The organism is Mucilaginibacter sp. P5_A4 (assembly GCF_056400605.1).
On sequence record NZ_JBFUKX010000018.1, the window covers coordinates 56831 to 76726 of the forward strand.

General features: G+C 41.7%; 19 protein-coding genes. 11 read left to right on the plus strand and 8 right to left on the minus strand.

The window, feature by feature from the left end:
* Window positions 1-258: 258 nt before the first annotated feature.
* Window positions 259-2973: a DNA ligase D gene (gene ligD, locus AC1DQW_RS13075; protein WP_477454487.1), complete on the minus strand. Its 2715-nt coding sequence runs from the start codon at window positions 2971-2973 to the stop codon at window positions 259-261.
* A gap of 118 nt (window positions 2974-3091) precedes the next feature.
* On the minus strand, window positions 3092-3271 hold the full coding sequence (locus tag AC1DQW_RS13080; protein ID WP_477454488.1) for a hypothetical protein: 180 nt from the start codon (window positions 3269-3271) through the stop codon (window positions 3092-3094).
* A 164-nt stretch (window positions 3272-3435) separates the two neighbouring features.
* Between AC1DQW_RS13080 and AC1DQW_RS13085 the strand changes: the two genes are divergently transcribed.
* The 3 genes from AC1DQW_RS13085 (at window position 3436) to AC1DQW_RS13095 (ending at window position 5438) form a co-directional block, all read left to right on the plus strand.
* Window positions 3436-3987, plus strand: a complete 552-nt coding sequence (locus tag AC1DQW_RS13085) for a dihydrofolate reductase family protein (protein ID WP_477454489.1) — start codon at window positions 3436-3438, stop codon at window positions 3985-3987.
* Window positions 3988-4055: 68 nt separating this feature from the next.
* A complete protein-coding gene (locus tag AC1DQW_RS13090; protein ID WP_477454490.1) occupies window positions 4056-4451 on the plus strand; it encodes a hypothetical protein in 396 nt (131 codons plus the stop codon).
* 669 nt (window positions 4452-5120) lie between these two features.
* Window positions 5121-5438 carry a hypothetical protein gene (locus tag AC1DQW_RS13095; protein ID WP_477419717.1) on the plus strand — a complete coding sequence of 106 codons (318 nt, stop codon included), beginning with the start codon at window positions 5121-5123 and terminating at the stop codon, window positions 5436-5438.
* Here the strand turns inward: AC1DQW_RS13095 and AC1DQW_RS13100 are convergent.
* Entirely contained in the window at window positions 5435-6328 is an 894-nt protein-coding gene (locus tag AC1DQW_RS13100; protein WP_477454491.1) for an SMP-30/gluconolactonase/LRE family protein, read from the minus strand. The two genes, AC1DQW_RS13095 and AC1DQW_RS13100, sit on opposite strands and share 4 nt — an antisense overlap.
* Before the next feature lie 211 nt (window positions 6329-6539).
* On the opposite strand from AC1DQW_RS13100, the gene lysS reads away from it, so the two are divergent.
* The 3 genes from lysS to AC1DQW_RS13115 all read left to right on the plus strand — a co-directional run bounded on the left by lysS (window position 6540) and on the right by AC1DQW_RS13115 (window position 8986).
* Entirely contained in the window at window positions 6540-8261 is a 1722-nt protein-coding gene (lysS, locus tag AC1DQW_RS13105; RefSeq protein WP_477454492.1) for a lysine--tRNA ligase, read from the plus strand.
* A gap of 184 nt (window positions 8262-8445) precedes the next feature.
* Window positions 8446-8691 carry a hypothetical protein gene (locus tag AC1DQW_RS13110; protein ID WP_477454493.1) on the plus strand — a complete coding sequence of 82 codons (246 nt, stop codon included), beginning with the start codon at window positions 8446-8448 and terminating at the stop codon, window positions 8689-8691.
* A 76-nt stretch (window positions 8692-8767) separates the two neighbouring features.
* Window positions 8768-8986, plus strand: coding sequence for a hypothetical protein (locus AC1DQW_RS13115; protein ID WP_477408342.1), 219 nt, complete (start codon window positions 8768-8770; stop codon window positions 8984-8986).
* A gap of 79 nt (window positions 8987-9065) precedes the next feature.
* Here the strand turns inward: AC1DQW_RS13115 and AC1DQW_RS13120 are convergent, their stop codons facing one another.
* Complete coding sequence (locus AC1DQW_RS13120; RefSeq protein ID WP_477408343.1) at window positions 9066-9614, minus strand: DUF2892 domain-containing protein; 549 nt, start codon at window positions 9612-9614, stop codon at window positions 9066-9068.
* Window positions 9615-9687: 73 nt separating this feature from the next.
* Here AC1DQW_RS13120 and ung point away from each other — a divergent pair, with 73 nt between their 5' ends.
* Complete coding sequence (ung, locus tag AC1DQW_RS13125; RefSeq protein WP_477454494.1) at window positions 9688-10365, plus strand: uracil-DNA glycosylase; 678 nt, start codon at window positions 9688-9690, stop codon at window positions 10363-10365.
* A 96-nt stretch (window positions 10366-10461) separates the two neighbouring features.
* Here the strand turns inward: ung and AC1DQW_RS13130 are convergent, their stop codons facing one another.
* Window positions 10462-10932, minus strand: coding sequence for an Lrp/AsnC family transcriptional regulator (locus tag AC1DQW_RS13130; protein WP_295719405.1), 471 nt, complete (start codon window positions 10930-10932; stop codon window positions 10462-10464).
* A gap of 129 nt (window positions 10933-11061) precedes the next feature.
* Here AC1DQW_RS13130 and AC1DQW_RS13135 point away from each other — a divergent pair, with 129 nt between their 5' ends.
* The 3 genes from AC1DQW_RS13135 to smpB all read left to right on the plus strand — a co-directional run bounded on the left by AC1DQW_RS13135 (window position 11062) and on the right by smpB (window position 14131).
* Window positions 11062-11715: a metal-dependent transcriptional regulator gene (locus AC1DQW_RS13135; RefSeq protein WP_477454495.1), complete on the plus strand. Its 654-nt coding sequence runs from the start codon at window positions 11062-11064 to the stop codon at window positions 11713-11715.
* The gene (locus tag AC1DQW_RS13140) at window positions 11712-13616 is read left to right on the plus strand and encodes an Nramp family divalent metal transporter (protein WP_477454496.1); all 1905 of its coding nucleotides are present in this window, start codon (window positions 11712-11714) and stop codon (window positions 13614-13616) included. The genes AC1DQW_RS13135 and AC1DQW_RS13140 overlap by 4 nt, the downstream gene beginning before the upstream one ends.
* A 62-nt stretch (window positions 13617-13678) precedes the next feature.
* Window positions 13679-14131: an SsrA-binding protein SmpB gene (gene smpB / locus AC1DQW_RS13145; RefSeq protein ID WP_477408441.1), complete on the plus strand. Its 453-nt coding sequence runs from the start codon at window positions 13679-13681 to the stop codon at window positions 14129-14131.
* A 141-nt stretch (window positions 14132-14272) separates the two neighbouring features.
* Here smpB and AC1DQW_RS13150 read toward each other — a convergent pair whose 3' ends face one another.
* The 3 genes from AC1DQW_RS13150 to AC1DQW_RS13160 form a co-directional block, all read right to left on the minus strand.
* Window positions 14273-14932, minus strand: a complete 660-nt coding sequence (locus tag AC1DQW_RS13150; protein WP_477454497.1) for a protein-L-isoaspartate(D-aspartate) O-methyltransferase — start codon at window positions 14930-14932, stop codon at window positions 14273-14275.
* A gap of 298 nt (window positions 14933-15230) precedes the next feature.
* On the minus strand, window positions 15231-17720 hold the full coding sequence (gene priA / locus AC1DQW_RS13155) for a replication restart helicase PriA (protein ID WP_477454498.1): 2490 nt from the start codon (window positions 17718-17720) through the stop codon (window positions 15231-15233).
* Between the two features lie 50 nt (window positions 17721-17770).
* On the minus strand, window positions 17771-18169 hold the full coding sequence (locus AC1DQW_RS13160; protein WP_477454499.1) for a DUF423 domain-containing protein: 399 nt from the start codon (window positions 18167-18169) through the stop codon (window positions 17771-17773).
* 85 nt (window positions 18170-18254) lie between these two features.
* Between AC1DQW_RS13160 and AC1DQW_RS13165 the strand changes: the two genes are divergently transcribed.
* Window positions 18255-19844 carry a hypothetical protein gene (locus AC1DQW_RS13165; RefSeq protein WP_477454500.1) on the plus strand — a complete coding sequence of 530 codons (1590 nt, stop codon included), beginning with the start codon at window positions 18255-18257 and terminating at the stop codon, window positions 19842-19844.
* Window positions 19845-19896: the final 52 nt, after the last annotated feature.

Here is a 19896-nt window from a genome sequence, read left to right on the forward strand (position 1 = left end):
GTAAAATTCGGGAACAGGCAGAGGGAAGTGACGTTTTGAAAAATTTGTCATCCTGAACGTAGTGAAGGATCTATTCGTAGACTGTGCAGGGCGAAGAAGCATGGCGAATATCAGATCCTTCACTACGTTCAGGATGACAAAAGTTTTTTTTCAAATACTGAAAGTCTGGAGGTCTGCAACTAACTTGTCATGAATGCCGCGCTGCGCTCGCAGTGACATAAGGGATAATTAATTGTCGCAAACCGCCCGCTACCCCCCCTAACTAAAAATACTTTGCGCTTTCTTAATCGCTTTTTCCAGGTCGATAGCTTTGCCCAAAACGCCTTTGAAAAGATCGCCTTCGGTTTTTAGCCTGTCGATAGAATTAAATATTGTAAAGTGCTTCATTGTAAGGCCGGGTTTTACTTCGTCCCAATGCAGGGGCATAGATACCGTTGCGCCAACCTTTGGTCTGAGCGAATACGGACCGGCGATGGTTGCGCCGGGACGGTTTTGTAAAAAATCCAAATACATTTTTCCCTTACGGTTGGCTACCATACGTTCCAGGCTGGTATAACCGGGTATTTGTTTGTGAACAATATTTACAATAATGCGGGCAAACAGCTGTGTTTGGTCATAACTATACCGGGCATCCATCGGGATATAAATATGCATGCCGGTAGAGCCGGATGTTTTGCAGTATGAGGGCACATCAATGGCATCCAGCACCTTTTTAACCTCAAGGGCAGCTTCTATCACCTGGTCGAAAGTGTTTTTATCGGGATCAAGGTCTATCACGCAGTAATCCGGGTTATCCGGCGATTGTATACGACTGAACCAGGGGTTCATTTCAATACAACCAAGGGAGGCCATCCATAGCAAACTGGCTTCATCTGTACCAACCAAATATTCCTTATGCTCGCCCTCCCCGTTGGTGTAAGGGAAAGTTTTGGCCCAATCGGGGGCTTTATCTTTTACATCTTTTTGATAAAAACTGGGTCCATGAATGCCCCCGGGAAAACGGTTGAGCGACATCGGCCTGTCTTTCAAATAAGGCAAAATATATTCAGCAACCTGGTAATAATAATTAAACATATCGCGCTTGGTTACCTTATCCTCGGGCCAGTAAATTTTACTCAGGTTGGTAAACTTCAAATCGTGACCACAGATCTTGCGTACCTGCGTTTCGTCGGTAGGGTTTAGCAAAGTTTTTCTTTCTTTCACTTTTGGAGGTTTTATGGCCGACGCATGCGTATCTTCCTGCTTTTCTTCTGCTGCCTCAACTGCAGTTTCCGTATGTTCGGCTATTTCGCGTACTACATCTTTTGCTTTTTTATCCTCACGCATACCCTGGAATGATGGGTGGCGAAAAACACCGTCGCTGGTCACTTCGCTAAAAGCTACCTCGCAAACCAGATCCGGCTTCAACCATGTTGCCTTTGCTTTAGGTGGGTTTGGCCTGAAACGTGATGGTTTGTTTACATCCGGTATAGTATTAAACGGACTTTTATCGGTGATGAGCGGCTTAAACTGCGCCATCATTTCCTTTTGTACCTTATCCGAAAAGCCGGTACCCACTTTACCCACATACTGCAGACTTTCACCCTCATAAACCCCCAACAGCAAAGAGCTGAAATGTTTTGAGGTATCCTCGTTTTTGGTAAAGCCGGCAATTACCACTTCCTGCCGTTTGCTAACCTTGATCTTAAGCCATTCTTTCGACCGTAGATCTGCCGAGTAGGTACTGCTTGCTTTTTTGGCGATAATCCCCTCCAGGCCCATCCTTTCGGCTGCTTTAAAAAAGTCGGTACCACTGGCATTAAATACTTTGCTTACGCGGATGCGGTCATCATCGGCAGGTAAAACGGCCATTAATATTGCCTGGCGCCGGGTAAGGGGTAGGTCCATAAGGTTTTTACCATCGTACCAAAGAATATCGAACACGTAGTAAACCAATTCGCCATCGGCCTCGCTGCGCCAGTTTTGCAGGTTGCCGAAATTGGAGATTCCCTTATCATTCAAAACCAATATTTCTCCATCAAGCACCACATTAATCTCCCAGCCCTGCAACAGTTTACGGATGGGGTAAAATTTTTCGTTAAAGGTTTTGTTATTACGCGATAGCAATTCCACCTCGCCTTTATTGATAAAAGCAAGGGCGCGGTAGCCGTCCCATTTTACCTCGTAAACCCAATCAGGATCATCAAAAGGCTCATCAACCAAAGTTGCCAGCATGGGTTTTATTCCCGTTGGGGTTTTGGCTTTGGGCGCTTTTTTTAATATAGCAGTGGTATCAATATGCTCCGGCCCGGCCACACTTTCTTTAGGCTCGGTTGCTTCAATCAATTTTTTTACTGATGCCGGCTTCTTTGGCTTTTCTATATCCTCTGCATGACCATGCTGCCAAACCTTGTCGCCGGTTTTCTCCATGGCCGCAATGGTTTTACCAGAGAGCACCGATTTATCTTCTTTAGTAATATCCTTGTTTGAGGCAAAATCATCATCGTGTTTAATCAGCAGCCAGGCATTATCGCCCATGCCATGGGTTTTAACCAGGGCAAATTCGCCTTCCAGTTTTTTGCCGTGCAGCTTTATTTTGAGCGAACCGGATTTTAGTTGTTTAAGCAGTGCCTTTTCCTGTTGCTTTTTATCTTTTATATCTTCAATGGGCTCGTAGGTCCCCTCGTCCCATACAATCACTGTACCGCCGCCATATTCGCCCTGCGGAATGATGCCCTCAAAATTTCGGTAATCATAGGGATGATCCTCCACCATCATAGCCAGCCGCTTGGTTTTAGGGTCGGTGGATGGACCTTTGGGTACAGCCCAGCTTTTGAGCACACCATCCATCTCCAGCCTGAAATCATAGTGCAGGCGCGAAGCATCGTGTTTTTGAATAACAAAGGTCAGGCTATCCTTATCCCGGCTTTTTCCGGCTTTGGGCTCGGCGGTTTTGGTAAAATCCCGCTTTTCGGCATATTTTTCCAGGCTCATGGTAAAAGATGTTTTTTAGGATAACATCATACGGCGAGAGAAAGTTTGGGCGTAATTAAATCCCGAAGTTTACATCAGCGTTAAAGCCCTCTCCCGAGAAGAGGGCAAAGTAAGATCGTTATTTTTTATTAGCTATTTTACGATCATTATCCCGATTAGAGGTTTGGTCGCTGCGCTGGCCACCGCCATTAGTGATACCAGTTTGTTTTTTTGCCGCTTTTTGATCTGTAAAAGCCCTGTCGGATGTTGAATTACCCTGCATATTTCCACTGCGATTTAAATCCTGTTGATTTTTCATGATCTGATAATTTAAGTAAACAATAGCGAATTGACACAAGAAGTGTGCCGGGAGGGAAACATACTTGTTTCAAAATATTTTTTAAAACCCCTTGTCCAATATTTGTTGTTTCATTTGATATAGGTGTATAGGTCAAATTTTAAAACATCTAAAAATCAAACCTCATGAGAAAGTTAACAGCATTTAATTTTGTAACCTTAAATGGTTTTTATAAGGATGCCAGTGGCACAACCGCCTGGCATGAACATGACGACGAAGGCAGCAGGTTTGCCGGGGATAATATGCAGGCCGGCAACATATTGCTTTTTGGGCGCTTAACCTATGAAATGATGGCCGGTTTCTGGCCTTCGCCTATGGCCCTGGAAAGCATGCCCGAAGTTGCCAAAGGCATGAACAACGCCCAAAAGATTGTTTTCTCAAAAACATTAAAAAAGGCAGACTGGCAAAATACCACAATCGTGAGCGACATGATAGCCGAAGTTAAAAAGCTAAAGCAAACACCCGGCCATGACCTTACGATATTGGGCAGCGGCAATATCATTAGCCAACTGGCCGACGAGGGCTTGTTAGATAGCATTGAGCTTATGATTGACCCGATAGCCTTAGGCAATGGTACACCGATATTCAGCGGCATAAACAAACAAGTTAACCTGGAATTAACGGATACCAAAATATTTAAAAGCGGGGCTGTGTTGCTTTCCTATCAATTATTATAAATTGTAAATTGGCAGGAGTTAAACCAATACCAAAAAAACCAGTCGTACCACCACAAAAAACATAAACTATGAAAAAGTTATTATTGATGATAGCGCTTATAGCCGGTATAGGCCTGTTTGCTAGTGCACAAGACAAAGCCCCTGTAACACCGGCATTAAAAGCAGCCAAACAAACCAAGGCATTAACCCAACAGTTAAACCTTAACAATAGCCAGATCAGTAAGGTGAACACCGTGTTGCTGGAGCAGGCTAAAAGCCTGGATAGCTTAAAAGCGCTTAAAACAACCAATGACAAAAAAGAGCAGAAATATGCGCATAAACTGATCCGTGACCAGGCTGATGCGAAATTAAAGGCGATACTTACTACTGAGCAAAAAACTAAATATGTTGCTTTATTAGCGGCGAAAAAAGAAAAAAAGGAAGCTAAGAAAAAAGCTGATACCGCACCCGCCGCACAGAATTAATGCTGCAATATTATTTTATCGATTTAACCCTTAAAAGCCGCCATAGGTACCGCGGCTTTTAAATTTATTACTTATTGTTTTACTACTTATTGTTGGCTAACCCTATTACTACAAAAAGAAAATAATTACTGTAAATCATACAATAATTCATAAAAAATAACGTATTTATTTTCAATACGCGAAATCGAATTCTGTAAACTTTGTTATATTTTTTATAAAGTTTGCTACTTTTTAAAATTCGAGGTCATATTGATATCATTGATGGTTAAAATAAACATATTGATATACAGGCGATAACGTGTTAAAACAACAGTTATTTTATTATCAATATTGCACAGTAAATGGTTAATTTTTATCAAATTGTTAATAATTAATATTTTTACTTAAAACATTTGCAAAATAAAAGATGTGTTGTATATTTGCAGTGTAACAAATGTAAGGCGCTGAACGGCAGCAACAGATGGTTCGAGACCTCCCTTACAGCTCTTCTCATAATTTAGGTTTATAATTGGTTAGAACGCGCCCCTGCCCATCAGAGGGCGCTTCTTGTTTCTATATATTTTTATAATTAAATGGATCAAGTGTAATTCTTGCGGCGAATAAATAACCAAAAACAAAGTTCCATTCCGCATTGTATTATATTGTATCATCTATAAAAATCATACAGCTATGAAAAATCCGGTTTATGTAGATTTAAAGCACGCTGATGGCAGTTCGAGAAGCATCATCATTGAACCGGTATTGAAGCACAACCTGGCAAATACCGGGGTATACAACATATACAAAACATCGGTTGACAATGAATCGCGGCTATTTACCGAAGAAATGGAGATAGATGAGGCCAGCCCTTCTTTAGCTAATAAAGACAACCCGGACTATTTAGGGACAATTACTTTCCCCCAAACAGGCCCCTGGCATTATGATGGCGACCTGCTAAGCAATCGCGAGCAACAACAAATTATTTCCATATTGCAGCAAAAAGCTTAATCCACTCCTTTTACCTTCATTTTAAAGGTATATACCGCTTTGGATGCGGTTATAAATAGCATGTCCTTATTTTTACCGCCAAAGCAGATATTGGCAGTCCAGGGTTCATCTATATCTATATGTGCTATCTTTTCGCCTTTGGGGTTAAAAATGGTAACACCTTTGCCGGTAAGGTAGATGTCTCCATTTTCATCAATCGTCATCCCATCGGATCCCTGTGCGGTAAAAAGGGTCCGGTTGCTTAATGAGCCATCTTTATTGATTTCGTAACGATAGGTTTTACTATCGCCAATATCGGCCACGTACAAATATTTACCATCTGGCGTACCTATAATGCCGTTGGGCCTTACAAATTTATCGTCGACTATTATAGCTTCATGCCCGCCTTTTGGCAGGTAATAGAGCTTTTGTCCGTCAAGGTCGGTTTTTTTCCGGGTCCAGTAATTGCGTTGGTAGTATGGGTCGGTTATGTACAAGCCACCATCCGGGCGTACCCAAACATCATTGGGGCCGTTAAATAATAGCCCCTTATAATTGGCAAGCAGCACCTTAACCTTACCTTTAGGGCTGATAGACCATAACTGATTTTTTTCATCGGCGCAACTGATAAGGTTTCCTTTTTTATCAAAATACATCCCGTTACTACGGCCCGCGCTATCCAAAAAGATGGATAGCTTGCCATCGGTATCATACTTCCAGATCTTATCATTAGGCTGATCGGTAAAAAATACATTACCTTTTTTATCAACAGCCGGCCCTTCGGTGAATGAAAATTGTTTAGCAACCAACACAGCTTTGGTACCGGCATCATATAAACTTGTACTATCCTGGCTAAATACTTTGCAGGTGACAGCTATAAGGCATAATAATATCAGAGGTAGTTTTTTCATTTACGGATGGTAATTGGTTAGCTAATATAGGTTGTTTAAAGGAAAAAAAAAGAAGCCCCTCTAAATCTCTGCCAAAAAGCCCCACCTAAATCCTCCCGGTAGGGAGGACTTAAAAATAAAAGTCTCCCCTACCGGGGGAGATTTAGAGGAGGCTTCTTCAATCTCATTAAAAACGCTATTTTTGCACCTTTATTAAAATACCGTTCAAAACATGAGTATTGCACTATCCGAACAGGAAATTATTCGCCGCGAATCTTTACAACAATTAAGGGCACTGGGCATTAACCCATACCCTGCCGAAGCTTTTGATGTTAACGCCTGGGCACAGGATATTACCGATAATTTTGCAAATAAACCCGAAGCCTACCAAAATGTAGTTATCGCGGGCCGTATCATGACCCGCCGCATCATGGGCAGTGCATCTTTTGCCGAGATCCAGGATTCAACCGGGCGGATCCAGATCTACCTGAAACGTGACGATATTTGCCCTGATGAGGATAAAACATTATACAATACCGTATTTAAAAAACTACTGGACCTTGGCGATTACGTAGGTGTAAAAGGCTATGTATTTTTAACCCAAACCGGCGAAATTTCTGTTCACGTACGTGAGCTGATTGTACTTTCCAAGTCGTTAAAACCACTGCCGGTAGTAAGGCGGGATGACGAGGGCAATATATACGATGCATTTACCGATCCGGAGCTGCGTTACCGCCAGCGTTATGTGGATTTAACTGTAAACCCGGCTTATAAACAAATTTTTGTTAACCGCTCCAAAGTTATCAGCAGCATGCGCAACTATTTTAACGCGCAGGGCTGGATGGAAGTGGAAACCCCAATATTGCAGCCGGTACACGGTGGTGCAGCGGCGCGTCCGTTTACTACACACCACAACACGCTGGATATGCCCCTGTTTTTACGCATAGCCAATGAGCTTTATCTGAAACGCCTAATTGTTGCCGGTTTTGATGGTGTTTATGAGTTTGGCAAAATGTTCCGTAACGAGGGTATGGACCGCACCCACAACCCGGAATTTACCGCCATGGAAATTTATGTGGCCTATAAAGACTATATCTGGATGATGGCCATGGTTGAGGAATGTCTTGAAACCGTTGCCAAAGCCGTTCATGGCATCCCCGTGGTACATGTGGGCAGTAACGAGATCAACTTTGCCGGTCCGTATGAAAAATTGTCGATGTATGATTCTATCCTGAAATATACAGGCATTGATGTATCCGCTATGGACGAGGCTGCCTTACGCGAGACCTGTGCCGAGCTTAAGATAGAGGTTAACCCAACCATGGGTAAAGGCAAACTGATTGATGAGATTTTTAGCGCCAAAGTGGAGCATAACCTTATTCAGCCTACCTACATCACCGATTACCCTATCGAGATGACCCCGCTTGCCAAAAAACACCGCACAAAAGAGGGCCTGGTAGAGCGCTTTGAGCTGTTTGTGAATGGCAAGGAGATAGCAAATGCTTACTCCGAGTTAAATGATCCTATAGATCAGCGTGAGCGTTTAGAGGAGCAGCTGATTTTGGCGGGCCGCGGCGATGATGAAGCCATGGCGATGGACGATGACTTTTTACGGGCTCTGGAATATGGTATGCCGCCAACATCGGGCCTGGGTATTGGTATCGATCGTTTGGTGATGCTGATGACTAACCAGAGTACCATACAGGAAGTATTGTTTTTCCCGCAGATGCGCCCCGAGAAAAAAGCTAAGGTTGCTACCGCAGATGATTTCATAAACGTGGGCGTACCCGCCGAGTGGGTACCTGTATTAAATAAGATGGGCTTTAATACCGTTGAAGAACTAAAAGCCGGCAACCCCAATAAAGTGTTTAACGACCTGGGCGGGATGCGTAAAAAACTAAAACTTGAAATTACCATGCCTGCAAAGGAAGTGGTGATGAGTTGGTTTGAGTAAGATTTATTCGATTTTCAATAATTTAAGAGACGCACCAAATGCGTCTTTTTTATTTTATATCAAAATTTTAATATCGCACTATATAATTTTTAATTAAAATAGTATAAAAATCTATTTTTCTTTAATATATTTACGCTAACACATATATTTGTGTTACAAGTAATACCTTATCACAATATTATATATGCGTTTAAATAGTTGCACCGTTAATAGTACCGGGCATATTACAAAGCTAAAGCGCGATTATAGCGGCAGCCAATATTATGCTATATCCTGCTCAGAAAACATAGGCGATAATAATGATATCTCTATTATTAATATTATGGAAAATCTTTCTTCTGAGTCGGGTTGCACTTTTTGTAAAAATGATTATGGTTATTCGCTAACTGTAAAGCAAATACGCTATATATCAACCGTAACAATTTGTTAATGAAAGCTTAAAGCAAATACGACTTTTGGTTTAATAATGATGATTATACTTGCAATAAACAATAAATACAAATATCATGACTAATTCAATTCTGGAAATTACCGAAAATGAATACCTGATAAAACTGAACCGAAGCAATTTCAACCTGTCGTTCATCAGGAGTTTATTAAAAATGGTTGAAGTGTCGAACCCAACCGAAGAAAGCGATTACACCTATAGCGACCATGTTGTGGTACATCCCTACCAAAATCATTCGGCCACAGCCGATTATTTTAGCGCTATTGACGAAAAATAAAAGGGACCCATTTTGGGGTCCCCTTTATTTTTTTATTCTTTTTTTGCTTGCTGTTTGATTTGCCTATCCTTTATCCTGATTAAAACTGACGATATCCCCCTCTTACTACCTGCTTATCCATTTGGGCCAATTGGCCTTTCATCATCTTTATCTGGTCGGTAAGTAATTTATTCTTATCATCTTTTGATGCTTCAGACAGGTACATTTGCGCTTCGCGCTTATTACGTTTTGCCATAGAAATACCCGCCAGGCTCAATTTAGCCAAAGCTATATTGTGCGACATTTTCATGCCCAGCTGTAAAGATTTTTTGAAGTATTTCTCAGATTTCATCGGCGCTTTGCGCGATTCGATCAAACCGATCAACAGGTTATAGTAACCATGCTGATTTTTGTGTAATTGCTTTTCATAATCGGTTATCTTCATTAACCATTCCTCGGCTTTGGCCGAATTCTCTTTACGCAGGAAATATTGCGAGATGATCATGTTCTCGTTAAAAAAGAAACTGAGCAACACGATACCACCAAAAAACAATACTAAAATACCCCAGCCCCAAAAGCCAAAAGCACAAAGCGCAACAGCTGCGCCAAAGAATACACACGCTACAATTAAACGAACTATATTTGACATGATTTGTGATACTTATATTAACTGCAAATATCCGTTTATTTGTACGCTAAACCAACATCTATATAAATATTTTATGTCGAATGCATTACACCCATCATGGCTTGCAGTATTAGAAGACGAATTTGGCAAGGCATACATGGTAAAACTGAAACAATTTTTATTAAAAGAGAAAGAAACCGGACAGATAGTATACCCCAAAAACACCGAAATTTTCAATGCTTTTAACACCACGCATTTTGACGATGTTAAAGTGGTGATATTGGGGCAGGATCCTTACCCGGGCGCTCACCAGGCACACGGACTCTCATTTTCGGTACAAAAGGGTATTGCAATACCACGGTCGCTTAAAAACATTTACAAGGAGCTGGAAGCCGATATCCTGGGCTTTAAAACCCCAACACATGGCAACCTGGAAGAATGGGCCAAACAAGGCGTATTGCTTCTAAACGCTACCCTCACCGTAAGGGCCGGAGATTCGGCCTCCCATCAAAAAAAAGGCTGGGAAGAATTTACCGACGAGGTGATCAAAACCATATCTGATAAAAAAGAAGGCATCATATTCATCCTTTGGGGAGCATTCGCACAATCAAAAGCAGCATTGATTGACGAAAAAAAGCATTTCATCATCCGGTCGGCCCACCCCTCACCCTTCTCGGCAGAGCGTGGCTTTTTCGGCAGTAAACCTTTTTCAAAAACTAATGAAATTTTAAAAAGAGAAGGGAAAGCGGAGATAGATTGGCAAATTCATTGAGGATGATTTGAAGATGTGTTGATTTGAAAATTTGAAAATTACATAAGTCGAAGACTACTTTCAAATTATCACATTTTCAAATTTTTCAAATAACTTCTAATATTCCAACGGCACAATCGGCTCCTTTTTACTTGTCGACATGATCATCATGGTTTGGAAGGTTTTTACTACCGTGATGCGGCTTATCTTTTCCATGATCAGTTGCTCGTAAGATTTAATATCGCGCACATAAACCTTTAATAAAAAATCGCACTGGCCGGTTACGTGATGGCACTCGGTAACTTCTTTGATAGTTTTTATCTCATCCAAAAAAGTTTGAATGGTATTCTTCTGATGAAAATCAAGCGAGATCTGGATAAAAGTTTTGATGCCCAGGCCAAGTTTTTCTTCATCTACCAGCGCATGATAGCTTTTTATATATGCAGCGTTCTCCAGTTTACGCACGCGCTCAAGCGTTGGAGCCGGCGAAAGCCCTATTTCGTTTGATAACTGGAGGTTGGTTATCCTTCCATTTTCCTGTAAAATCTTGAGTATCTGTAGGTCTATTTTGTCTAATTCAGCAGCCATAGTACTTGCAAATATAATATTTTCCGCATTTCACAAAATTAAATTTCACTTAAAACGAGTAAAACAAAAATATATTTCCTAAGTCTTCATATTTTAGATTAGTCTAAATTTTTTATTAGTTTTGTATAAATGAACACATTAGCCGAGGAGAACTATTTAAAGTGCATTTATCACCTGGCAATAGATGCCGGCATAGTGAGCACAAATCAAATTGCGGCATCCTTAAATACCAAAGCATCATCGGTTACAGATATGCTGAAAAAGCTGGCTGATAAGGCCTTAATCAATTATACCCGTTATCAGGGGGTGAGCCTCACGGATGCAGGAGAGAAGATAGCCATAGGCATTGTACGTAAACACCGCCTTTGGGAATATTTTTTAGTAGAAAAGCTCAATTTTAAATGGGACCAGGTTCACGACATGGCCGAAGAAATGGAACACATATCGTCTGAAGAATTGATAGACAGGCTTGACGAATTTATGGGCCACCCCAAACACGACCCACATGGCGACCCGATACCTGATTGCAACGGCAAATTTAAGTCAATGGAGTTAAAACCCGTTTCGACATTAACAGTTAACCAGTGCGGGATAATTTCGGGCGTGCGCGATCATACATCATCGTTTTTACAATATCTCGAAAAACAGCAGCTTACCATTGGTAAAAAAGTAACTATAACCGATATTATTGAATACGATCATTCTGTGGCTTTAAAAACCGAAACAGACAAAGAAATATACATCAGCCGCGAGGTTGCCAACAATTTACTGATATCCTTATGAATAAACACGAACATAACCCCTCATTAGGTAACGTACACAGCTCAGTTCACCCCGAAAATAAAATCGGCTGGCGCCGGATCATGGCCTTTTTGGGTCCGGCATACCTGGTTAGTGTAGGCTACATGGATCCCGGTAACTGGGCTACAGATATTGCCGGCGGCAGCGCTTTTGGTTACAAGCTTATCTGGGTGCTGTTTATATCAAACCTTATTGCCCTGTTACTGCAGTCATTAGCTGCAAGACTGGGCATTGTACGCGGGCTCGATCTGGCACAGGCTTCCAAACGCGCTTACCCGCGTTTTGCAAACTTTTGCCTGTATGTATTGGCCCAGATAGCCATCATAGCCTGTGATCTTGCCGAGATCATCGGTATGGCCATCGGCTTAAAACTGCTTTTCAACCTGCCGCTCATATGGGGCGTATCGCTTACCATAACCGATACTGTGCTGATGCTTTACCTGATGAACAAGGGTATGCGCAAGCTTGAGGGTTTTATAATATCCATGATATTCATCATAGGTATGTCCTTTTTGATAGAGATGTTTATTGTATCGCCCGATGTAGTGGACATTGCGAAAGGTTTTATTCCGGCCAACCTGTTTAAAAACGATGCAGTTAGCCGGCAAATGCTATACATAGCGATTGGTATAATTGGAGCTACTGTAATGCCGCATAACCTTTACCTGCATTCGTCGCTGGTACAAACCCGAAAGATCACCCGTACAGATGAGGGGATGAAAGGGGCCATCCGGTTTAACCTTTTTGATACTGTGATTGCGCTTAACCTTGCTTTTTTTGTAAACGCGGCCATACTCATCCTCGCCGCGACCGCCTTTTTCAAAAATGGCTATTTCCAGGTCGCCGAAATACAGGATGCTTATAAGCTACTGGAACACATCTTTGGGAGAATAGCTCCTGTATTGTTCGCCATAGCGCTGATAGCATCGGGGCAAAGCTCCACTATAACAGGCACGCTCGCCGGGCAGATCATTATGGAAGGCCACATTAACCTGCGCATTGAGCCATGGCTACGGCGTTTGCTTACCCGCGTGCTGGCCATTGTACCGGCGGTGTTTACTATACTTTATTTTGGCGAGCAGGCATTAGGCAACTTGATCATACTAAGCCAGGTGGTGTTAAGCCTTCAATTGGGTTTCGCTGTAATTCCCCTTATTCACTTTACCTCAGATAAGAAAAGAATGGGGAATTTTGCCATCAGCCTTAAAGTAAAAATACTGGCCTGGGCAAGTGCTATACTGATAGTTGGACTTAATGCGAAATTAGTGGTTGATCAAATTGGCGATTGGTTAAAGGAGAACCCGCAATCGGATATGTACATCTATATTTTTGTTGTGCCCTTAGTAATTGGGGTTTTTTTATTACTTATATACGTTTTTCTAAGACCATTGCTTTATAAACATACCACCCAGGTTGCGTATGTTGTTCCACATGGCATTGCAACCGCTATTAATGAGCTTGACGCCATTACTTATAAGCACTTAGCCATTACCATTGATTTTTCAAAGAACGACAAAGATTGCCTTCGCCATGCCATTATGCAGGGCGGCAAACATGCCCACTACACACTAATCCACATTGTGGAAACCGCCGGCGCGCGCTATTACGGCGGCCAGGTAATGGATAACGAAACAAAAAGCGACGTTGATAATTTAGATAAATACGTTGAGGTAATGAAAAGGCTTGGTTACAAAGCCAAGGCCGAGATTGGTTATGGTAACCCCGCCAGGGCCATTGCCGACATTGTAAATACAAACGGGATAGACTTTATAGTAATGGGATCGCACGGGCACAAAGCTTTAAAAGACCTTATTTTTGGCACAACGGTTAATTCGGTAAGGCACAAGGTAAATGTACCTGTGTTGATTGTAAAACCGCAATAGGGTACCACAACAAAGAGCAAATAAAATTTTATGTAAGTTTGCAGCTTTAGCAGCAGGATATAATGGCCGAGGATAAAATATATATAAAGAACAAAAAAGCTTATTTTGAATACCACGTACTAGATAAATACGTAGCCGGCATTAAATTGCTGGGCACCGAAATTAAATCTATCCGCGAGGGCAAAGCAAATATTAATGATGCTTTTTGCACTTTTATTAATAACCAGCTATTTGTACGAAACCTGCACATATCAGAGTATTCTTACGGATCGTTTTACAACCATGAAGCCAAACGCGACCGTGTACTGCTCCTCAACAAAAAAGAGCTCAAAAAACTGCTAACCCGGGGCGAAGAAAAAGGATTGACCATTATCCCGCTTGCCCTTTTCATCAGCGAACGCGGTTTTGCCAAACTGGAGATAGGCCTTGCCCAGGGTAAAAAAACCTTTGATAAACGCGATACCATGAAAGAGCGCGATACCAAAATAGAGATGGACAGGGCGATGAAACGTTGATTTGGGATTTCGGATGTTCGATTTCGGATTTATTTAGATGGACATTTGGAATGTCTTATCTCAGTTATCATTAGAAAAAATAACTTATCAATTCGAAAATCAAAATTACGAAATCGAACATCCGAAATCCAAAATCCGCCTCTACCACGCTTTATCCCCTACCAAAGGCACAAACCTAAAGGTATCTAATGCTATCTTTTCGTAATCATGCTCGCCTACTTTGAGAACGGTAACCATTTTCTGGGTTTCTTCATCACCAACAGGTATTACTAATATACCGCCTATTTTCAATTGTTTTAGTAATACATCTGGTACTGTGGGAGCACCTGCAGTTACAATTATTTTATCGTAAGGCGCATATTTCGCTATGCCAATAGAGCCGTCGCCGCAAAAGAAGTGGGGTTTGTAGCCCATTTTTTCGGGCAGTACGTATTTAGTTCGTTCATAAAGCTTTTCCTGGCGCTCAATGGTATAAACATCAGCGCCAAGTTCCATCAAAATACAGGTTTGATAACCCGAACCTGTGCCAATCTCCAGCACCTTATCGCCTTTGCGAATGTGCAGCAGTTGGGTTTGATAGGCAACCGTATACGGTTGCGAAATGGTTTGCCCCTCACCTATCGGGAAAGCAATATCCCTGTAAGCCTGGTTCCAGAAAGTTTCGGCAAAAAAGTAATGGCGCGGTACTTTCCCTATAGCTTTTAGCACTTCCCCATCCTGAATACCTTTTTTTTCCAGGATATCCACCAATCGCTTACGGGCACCTTTTTCGCGATAATTATCAATATATTTCTGAGCCATTACACAGTAAAGTTAACATGATTTTGGGGATTTCGGGAGACATATTTTGCCTCGAACGGATAATCCATTAACTGTTAGCACAAAAAAAGTTTAGCCATTATAATCTCTAATTAATAAAGGCCCCGTCATTGTGAGACACGAAGATAACCGACCGTAGGGAGCTCATTAATACCTATAAAAATCAAATCAAAATATTAATAATCCCCGACTTACGAGCCGATAAAAAAGTGTAACCTTGCATAAAGAACCTCCCTATTGGAGATCGCTGTGTACCTCATTGACCGTTCTGAGGCCAATATCAATAGGGGTCCACATCGGGCTGTACAATGCTCCCTTTGCTAAGCTTAGTAGTTTGAAACTGTACAATAACATCTTTCAAAATAGCTTTGGCTTTCACTATCGAGATCCCATCCTTTTCAAATTTAAGCATGATAGATTTGATGTAGAAGTTACGGATCCTGCTGATCAACGGTGCTTCCGGGCCAATCACGCGTTCGCCGAAATGTTTGCGGAGCTCATTGGCCAGGTATATGGCCTGGTTATACAACACCTCGGGGTTCTTGTGCTTGATATCAAGGTTGATGATTCGGTAAAAAGGCGGGTATTTGAAGCTTTTACGCTCGGCCATTTCAGTAAAATACAGATCGTTATAATCATTGGTTATCACCTGTTTTATCACGCGGTGAAATGGATCATAGGTTTGAATCACTACCTTGCCCTGCTTACCCCTGCGGCCGGCCCGGCCGCTTACCTGGGCCAGCATTTGGAAACTGCGTTCGTTGGCCCTATAATCCGGGAATTTAAGCAGGCTATCAGCATTGATGATCCCGATGAGGGTAACATCGCTAAAATCCAAACCTTTGGCTACCATTTGGGTACCCACCAATATATCTATCTTTTTTTCTTCCAGGTTATTCAATATGGTTTGCAATGAATTACGCGAGCGGGTGGTATCCAGATCCATACGGGCGATACGGGCCTCGGGAAGCAGTAGGCTTAGTTCATCCTCTATTTTTTCGGTGCCAAAGCCCTTATATTCCAAATGAGTTGAGCCACACGCCGGGCAAATGGAAGGCGAATCTTCCTTATAACCACAATAGTGGCAATGCAGCTTACCACTGCTTTTATGATAAGTAAGGCTTACGTCACAATTAATACATTTAGGAGTATAAGCACAGATCTTGCACATCAGCACAGGCGCGTACCCACGACGATTCTGGAACAGGATCACCTGTTCCTTGTTTGCAAGCGCTTCGTTTATACCAGTCATCAGTACACTGGTAAAATGCGATTGTATGGTTTTCTGCTTTGTTTCTGTTGCTATGCTCACTACCTCAACATCGGGTAGCTGTACCCCGCCGAATCGCTCAGTTAGTTCGGCAAAGCCGTATTTATCGGTTTTGGCATTATGATAGCTTTCAAATGATGGTGTGGCCGAACCTAATAACACCTTCCCCTGGTGTGAGCTGGCCAAAAAGACAGCAGCATCGCGGGCGTTGTAGCGCGGTGCCGGATCAAATTGTTTGTAGGAAGTTTCATGTTCTTCATCCACTATGACCAACCCCAGATCATTAAATGGCAGGAACAGCGAAGAACGGGCACCCAGGATAACTTTATAATCGTTATTTAATACCTTTTGCCAAACCTCAACCCTTTCATTATCATTAAAACGGGAATGATAAACACCGATATCGGCACCAAAATAAATCCGCAGCCTTTCTATAATATGAGTAGTTAACGCTATCTCTGGCAGCAGGTAAAGTACCTGGCGGCCGTCACGCATCATTTCTTCAATAAGCCTTATATAGATCAGGGTTTTCCCGGATGAGGTTACACCATGCAGCAATGTTACGTCCTTCTCAGCAAACTGCGTACGGATGCTTTGCAGCGCCTCTGTTTGCTGTTCGCTCAGCTCAAAATTGGTAATAGCATCCGCATCCTGCTCAAAATGCAGCCTGCTAACATTCTTCTCCTCAGCAAACAGGATATCTTTCTCAATCAGCGCTTTAATGCTCGATTCCCCTGCCCCGCTTTCCTCAATCAGTTCGTTTTTTGTAATCGCCTTTTGATGACGGGATAGCTTAATATAGGCCAATAGTGCATCAGCCTGTTTAGGAGCCCGCTTTTCCAATATCGGAAAAAGTTCGCGCAGGTTTTCGGAATTATTATAAACAGGGTTAAGCGTAACAAAAGTGCGCTTACGGGGTTTGTAACGTTCGCTCACTTCCTCGCTGATATGGATAATATTTTTCTCAAACATCAGCTTCAAAATAGGCATTACTATTTTTTGGCCCAGCAGTTTGGCAATATCACTTATAGTAAGTTCGGATTGAATATCCAGTGCCTCAACAATCAAAAACTCCTTATCATGAAGAGACGACCGATCTATATCAAATTCTTTATTAAGTTCAATGCGGGTTTCACTGGCCAGTTTAAGAGCAGCGGGGAGGGCAGCATTCATTACCTCGCCAATGTTGCACATATAATAGTCGGCAATCCATTGCCAAAAATAAAGTTGATGGGGAGTAACCACTGGTTGATCATCCAGCACCTCAATAATATATTTGGCCTCATATTTTTCTGGGGCCAGTGTTGTTATCTCCTTCACTATTGCCGTGTACAGTTTACTTTTACCAAACTGTACTACCACCCTTTTGCCTATGGCCACAACATCGTTCTGCTCAAAAGGTACGCGGTAAGTATAATTTTTTGAAATAGCCAGGGGCAAAATCACTTCAACAAAGAGTGTTTTACGATCGGTATATTCAATTTCGGCAAACTCTAACATGAAATGTTTTTAAAGTAATGGACTGTATTAGTCCTTTGTCTGATGGTCCTTTATCTTTTGTCCAAAACCCGAAAAGCGGCAACAGCCAACAACAGCCAGCCTAAAATAAACAACACGCCGCCCATCGGGGTTATTGGCCCCATATAAATAAGCCAGTGCCAGCCAATAATACTCCGGCAACTTAACAGGTAAAGTGATCCCGAGAAAAATACGATCCCAAAGGTGAACATGTAATAACAGGCTCTGATCAGCTTATTTTTTGCATCATCCTTAAAAGTTGAAAGGAACAATAAAGCAAATACATGATAAAAGTTATACTGTACAGCCGTATGCCATACTTCAAGTTGACTGGCCGGCAAAACCGCTTTTAAACCATGTGCGCCAAATGCACCGGTTACAACCGCCAGCATACCAAAAACAGAAGCAGTAATGATAATTTGTTTGTTCATGCAGATATAAAAAGCTAAGTTAACCAATTGAAAGTATTACTTTAATGCCGCAGGGTAAAATTCTATCTTTGCAAAGCAAACTGCGATGAAACAACTGATAGTTACCACCATAATTTTACTGGCTGCTGCTGTATCCATTACGGTTATCTATTTTAAAAATTTAAGTCCACCGGGGGCACGCAACACCCAGGTAATGCAAACCATCCCCGATAACGCCGTTGCGGTATTTGAGTTCAATAACGAGAAGGGATTTTACGATATTTTTAATGGCAATCAGCTATTAAGCGCTGTTGTTGGCAAATCAAAACTAACCGACCTGGATACACTGCGCAAATTATTATTATCATCTCCGCTGGCTAACGGGTTCTTCTCGGGGCAAAATGTTTTTATATCAATCCACCCTACCGATGCGGATGATGTTGGCCTCCTGGTAACTACCACAGCAGCTTCAGGTTTTGAACCCGATGCCTTTGCCAAAATAAGTACAAAATCAAAAGGTGGCTTAACTTTAACCTCACATCATAACGCAATAGGTTTGGAGTATGATGTATTTATAAAAGCTATCAACAAACATTTTTACATCATCAAAAAAGAGGATAATATTTTCATCGGCAGTTTTTCAAAAGCCCTTATCGATCAAAGTATATTGTATCGCAGCGATAAAGGCAAAAACATATTTGTGCCTCTCCCAGATCAGCAGAACTCCAATTCGCTGGCAAATTTGTACATTAATTACAGGCAGTTATCGCCCATATTCGATCAGTTTTTCAGGAATAATAACACCGACATTTTCAAAAGTTTCCGGCTGTTGCCGGCCGTTGCTGCACTTAGCTTAAACTACAAAAGCGATGCGCTGATGTTTAATGGCATTACCAGTTTCAATAGCCATACTTTTAGTTATTTAAACCTGTTTGCCAACCAGCAGCCGGTTATCAATCGTTTAAAAGATATTTTCCCGGCTACTACTGCTTACAGTATTAATTTCGCGGTCTCTGATCCGCAAAAGTTTGCCACCGATCTTTCTCAATGGCACGTTAAGGCCGGCGTGAACGCCGAAAAGGATAAACTATTTGGCAAAATAAGGCAAGAAACAGGCATGTTTTTAAAACCCGAATTTGAACATTTGCTAAGCAATGAGTTTGCTGTGGTAACTACACGCTACCAGGAAAAGTATGCTATAGTTTCTGTTAAAGATGGTTCAAAACTATTGCCGTTAATGACCAACATCAGTACCATGGCCACTGATAATGTTGGGCAATTTAATTATGAAAAGCTGCCGTTTTTTTTATTGGGCGATGCCTTCAGCATTTTCAGGAAACCCTACTTTATGATCATAGATAACTACCTGGTACTGGCAACTACTCCGTCGGAGTTGCTAAGCTATACCGATACTTATATCAACCGTAAATTCATCAGCAAAAACGAACAATATAACCAGTTTGATAACCTGCAGGCCGAAAGAAGCAATGTAGCATACTTTGTCAACTTTAAAAACGCCCAACCCATATTAAAACGCGACCTTAAAGAATCGCTTTACAACAACTTTGAAAACAACCAACCCGGCTGGAAGAGTTTTTATGGGGCAGCCTATCAGTTTACATCATCAGACAATAACTTTTATACTAATTTCTGTATGCAGTTAAACAATATTGATACCGCAATGTTAAAGAAGTAATTATTTAGTCAATTACACAACCCCCTTACACTTAAATACGTTAAAATACTGA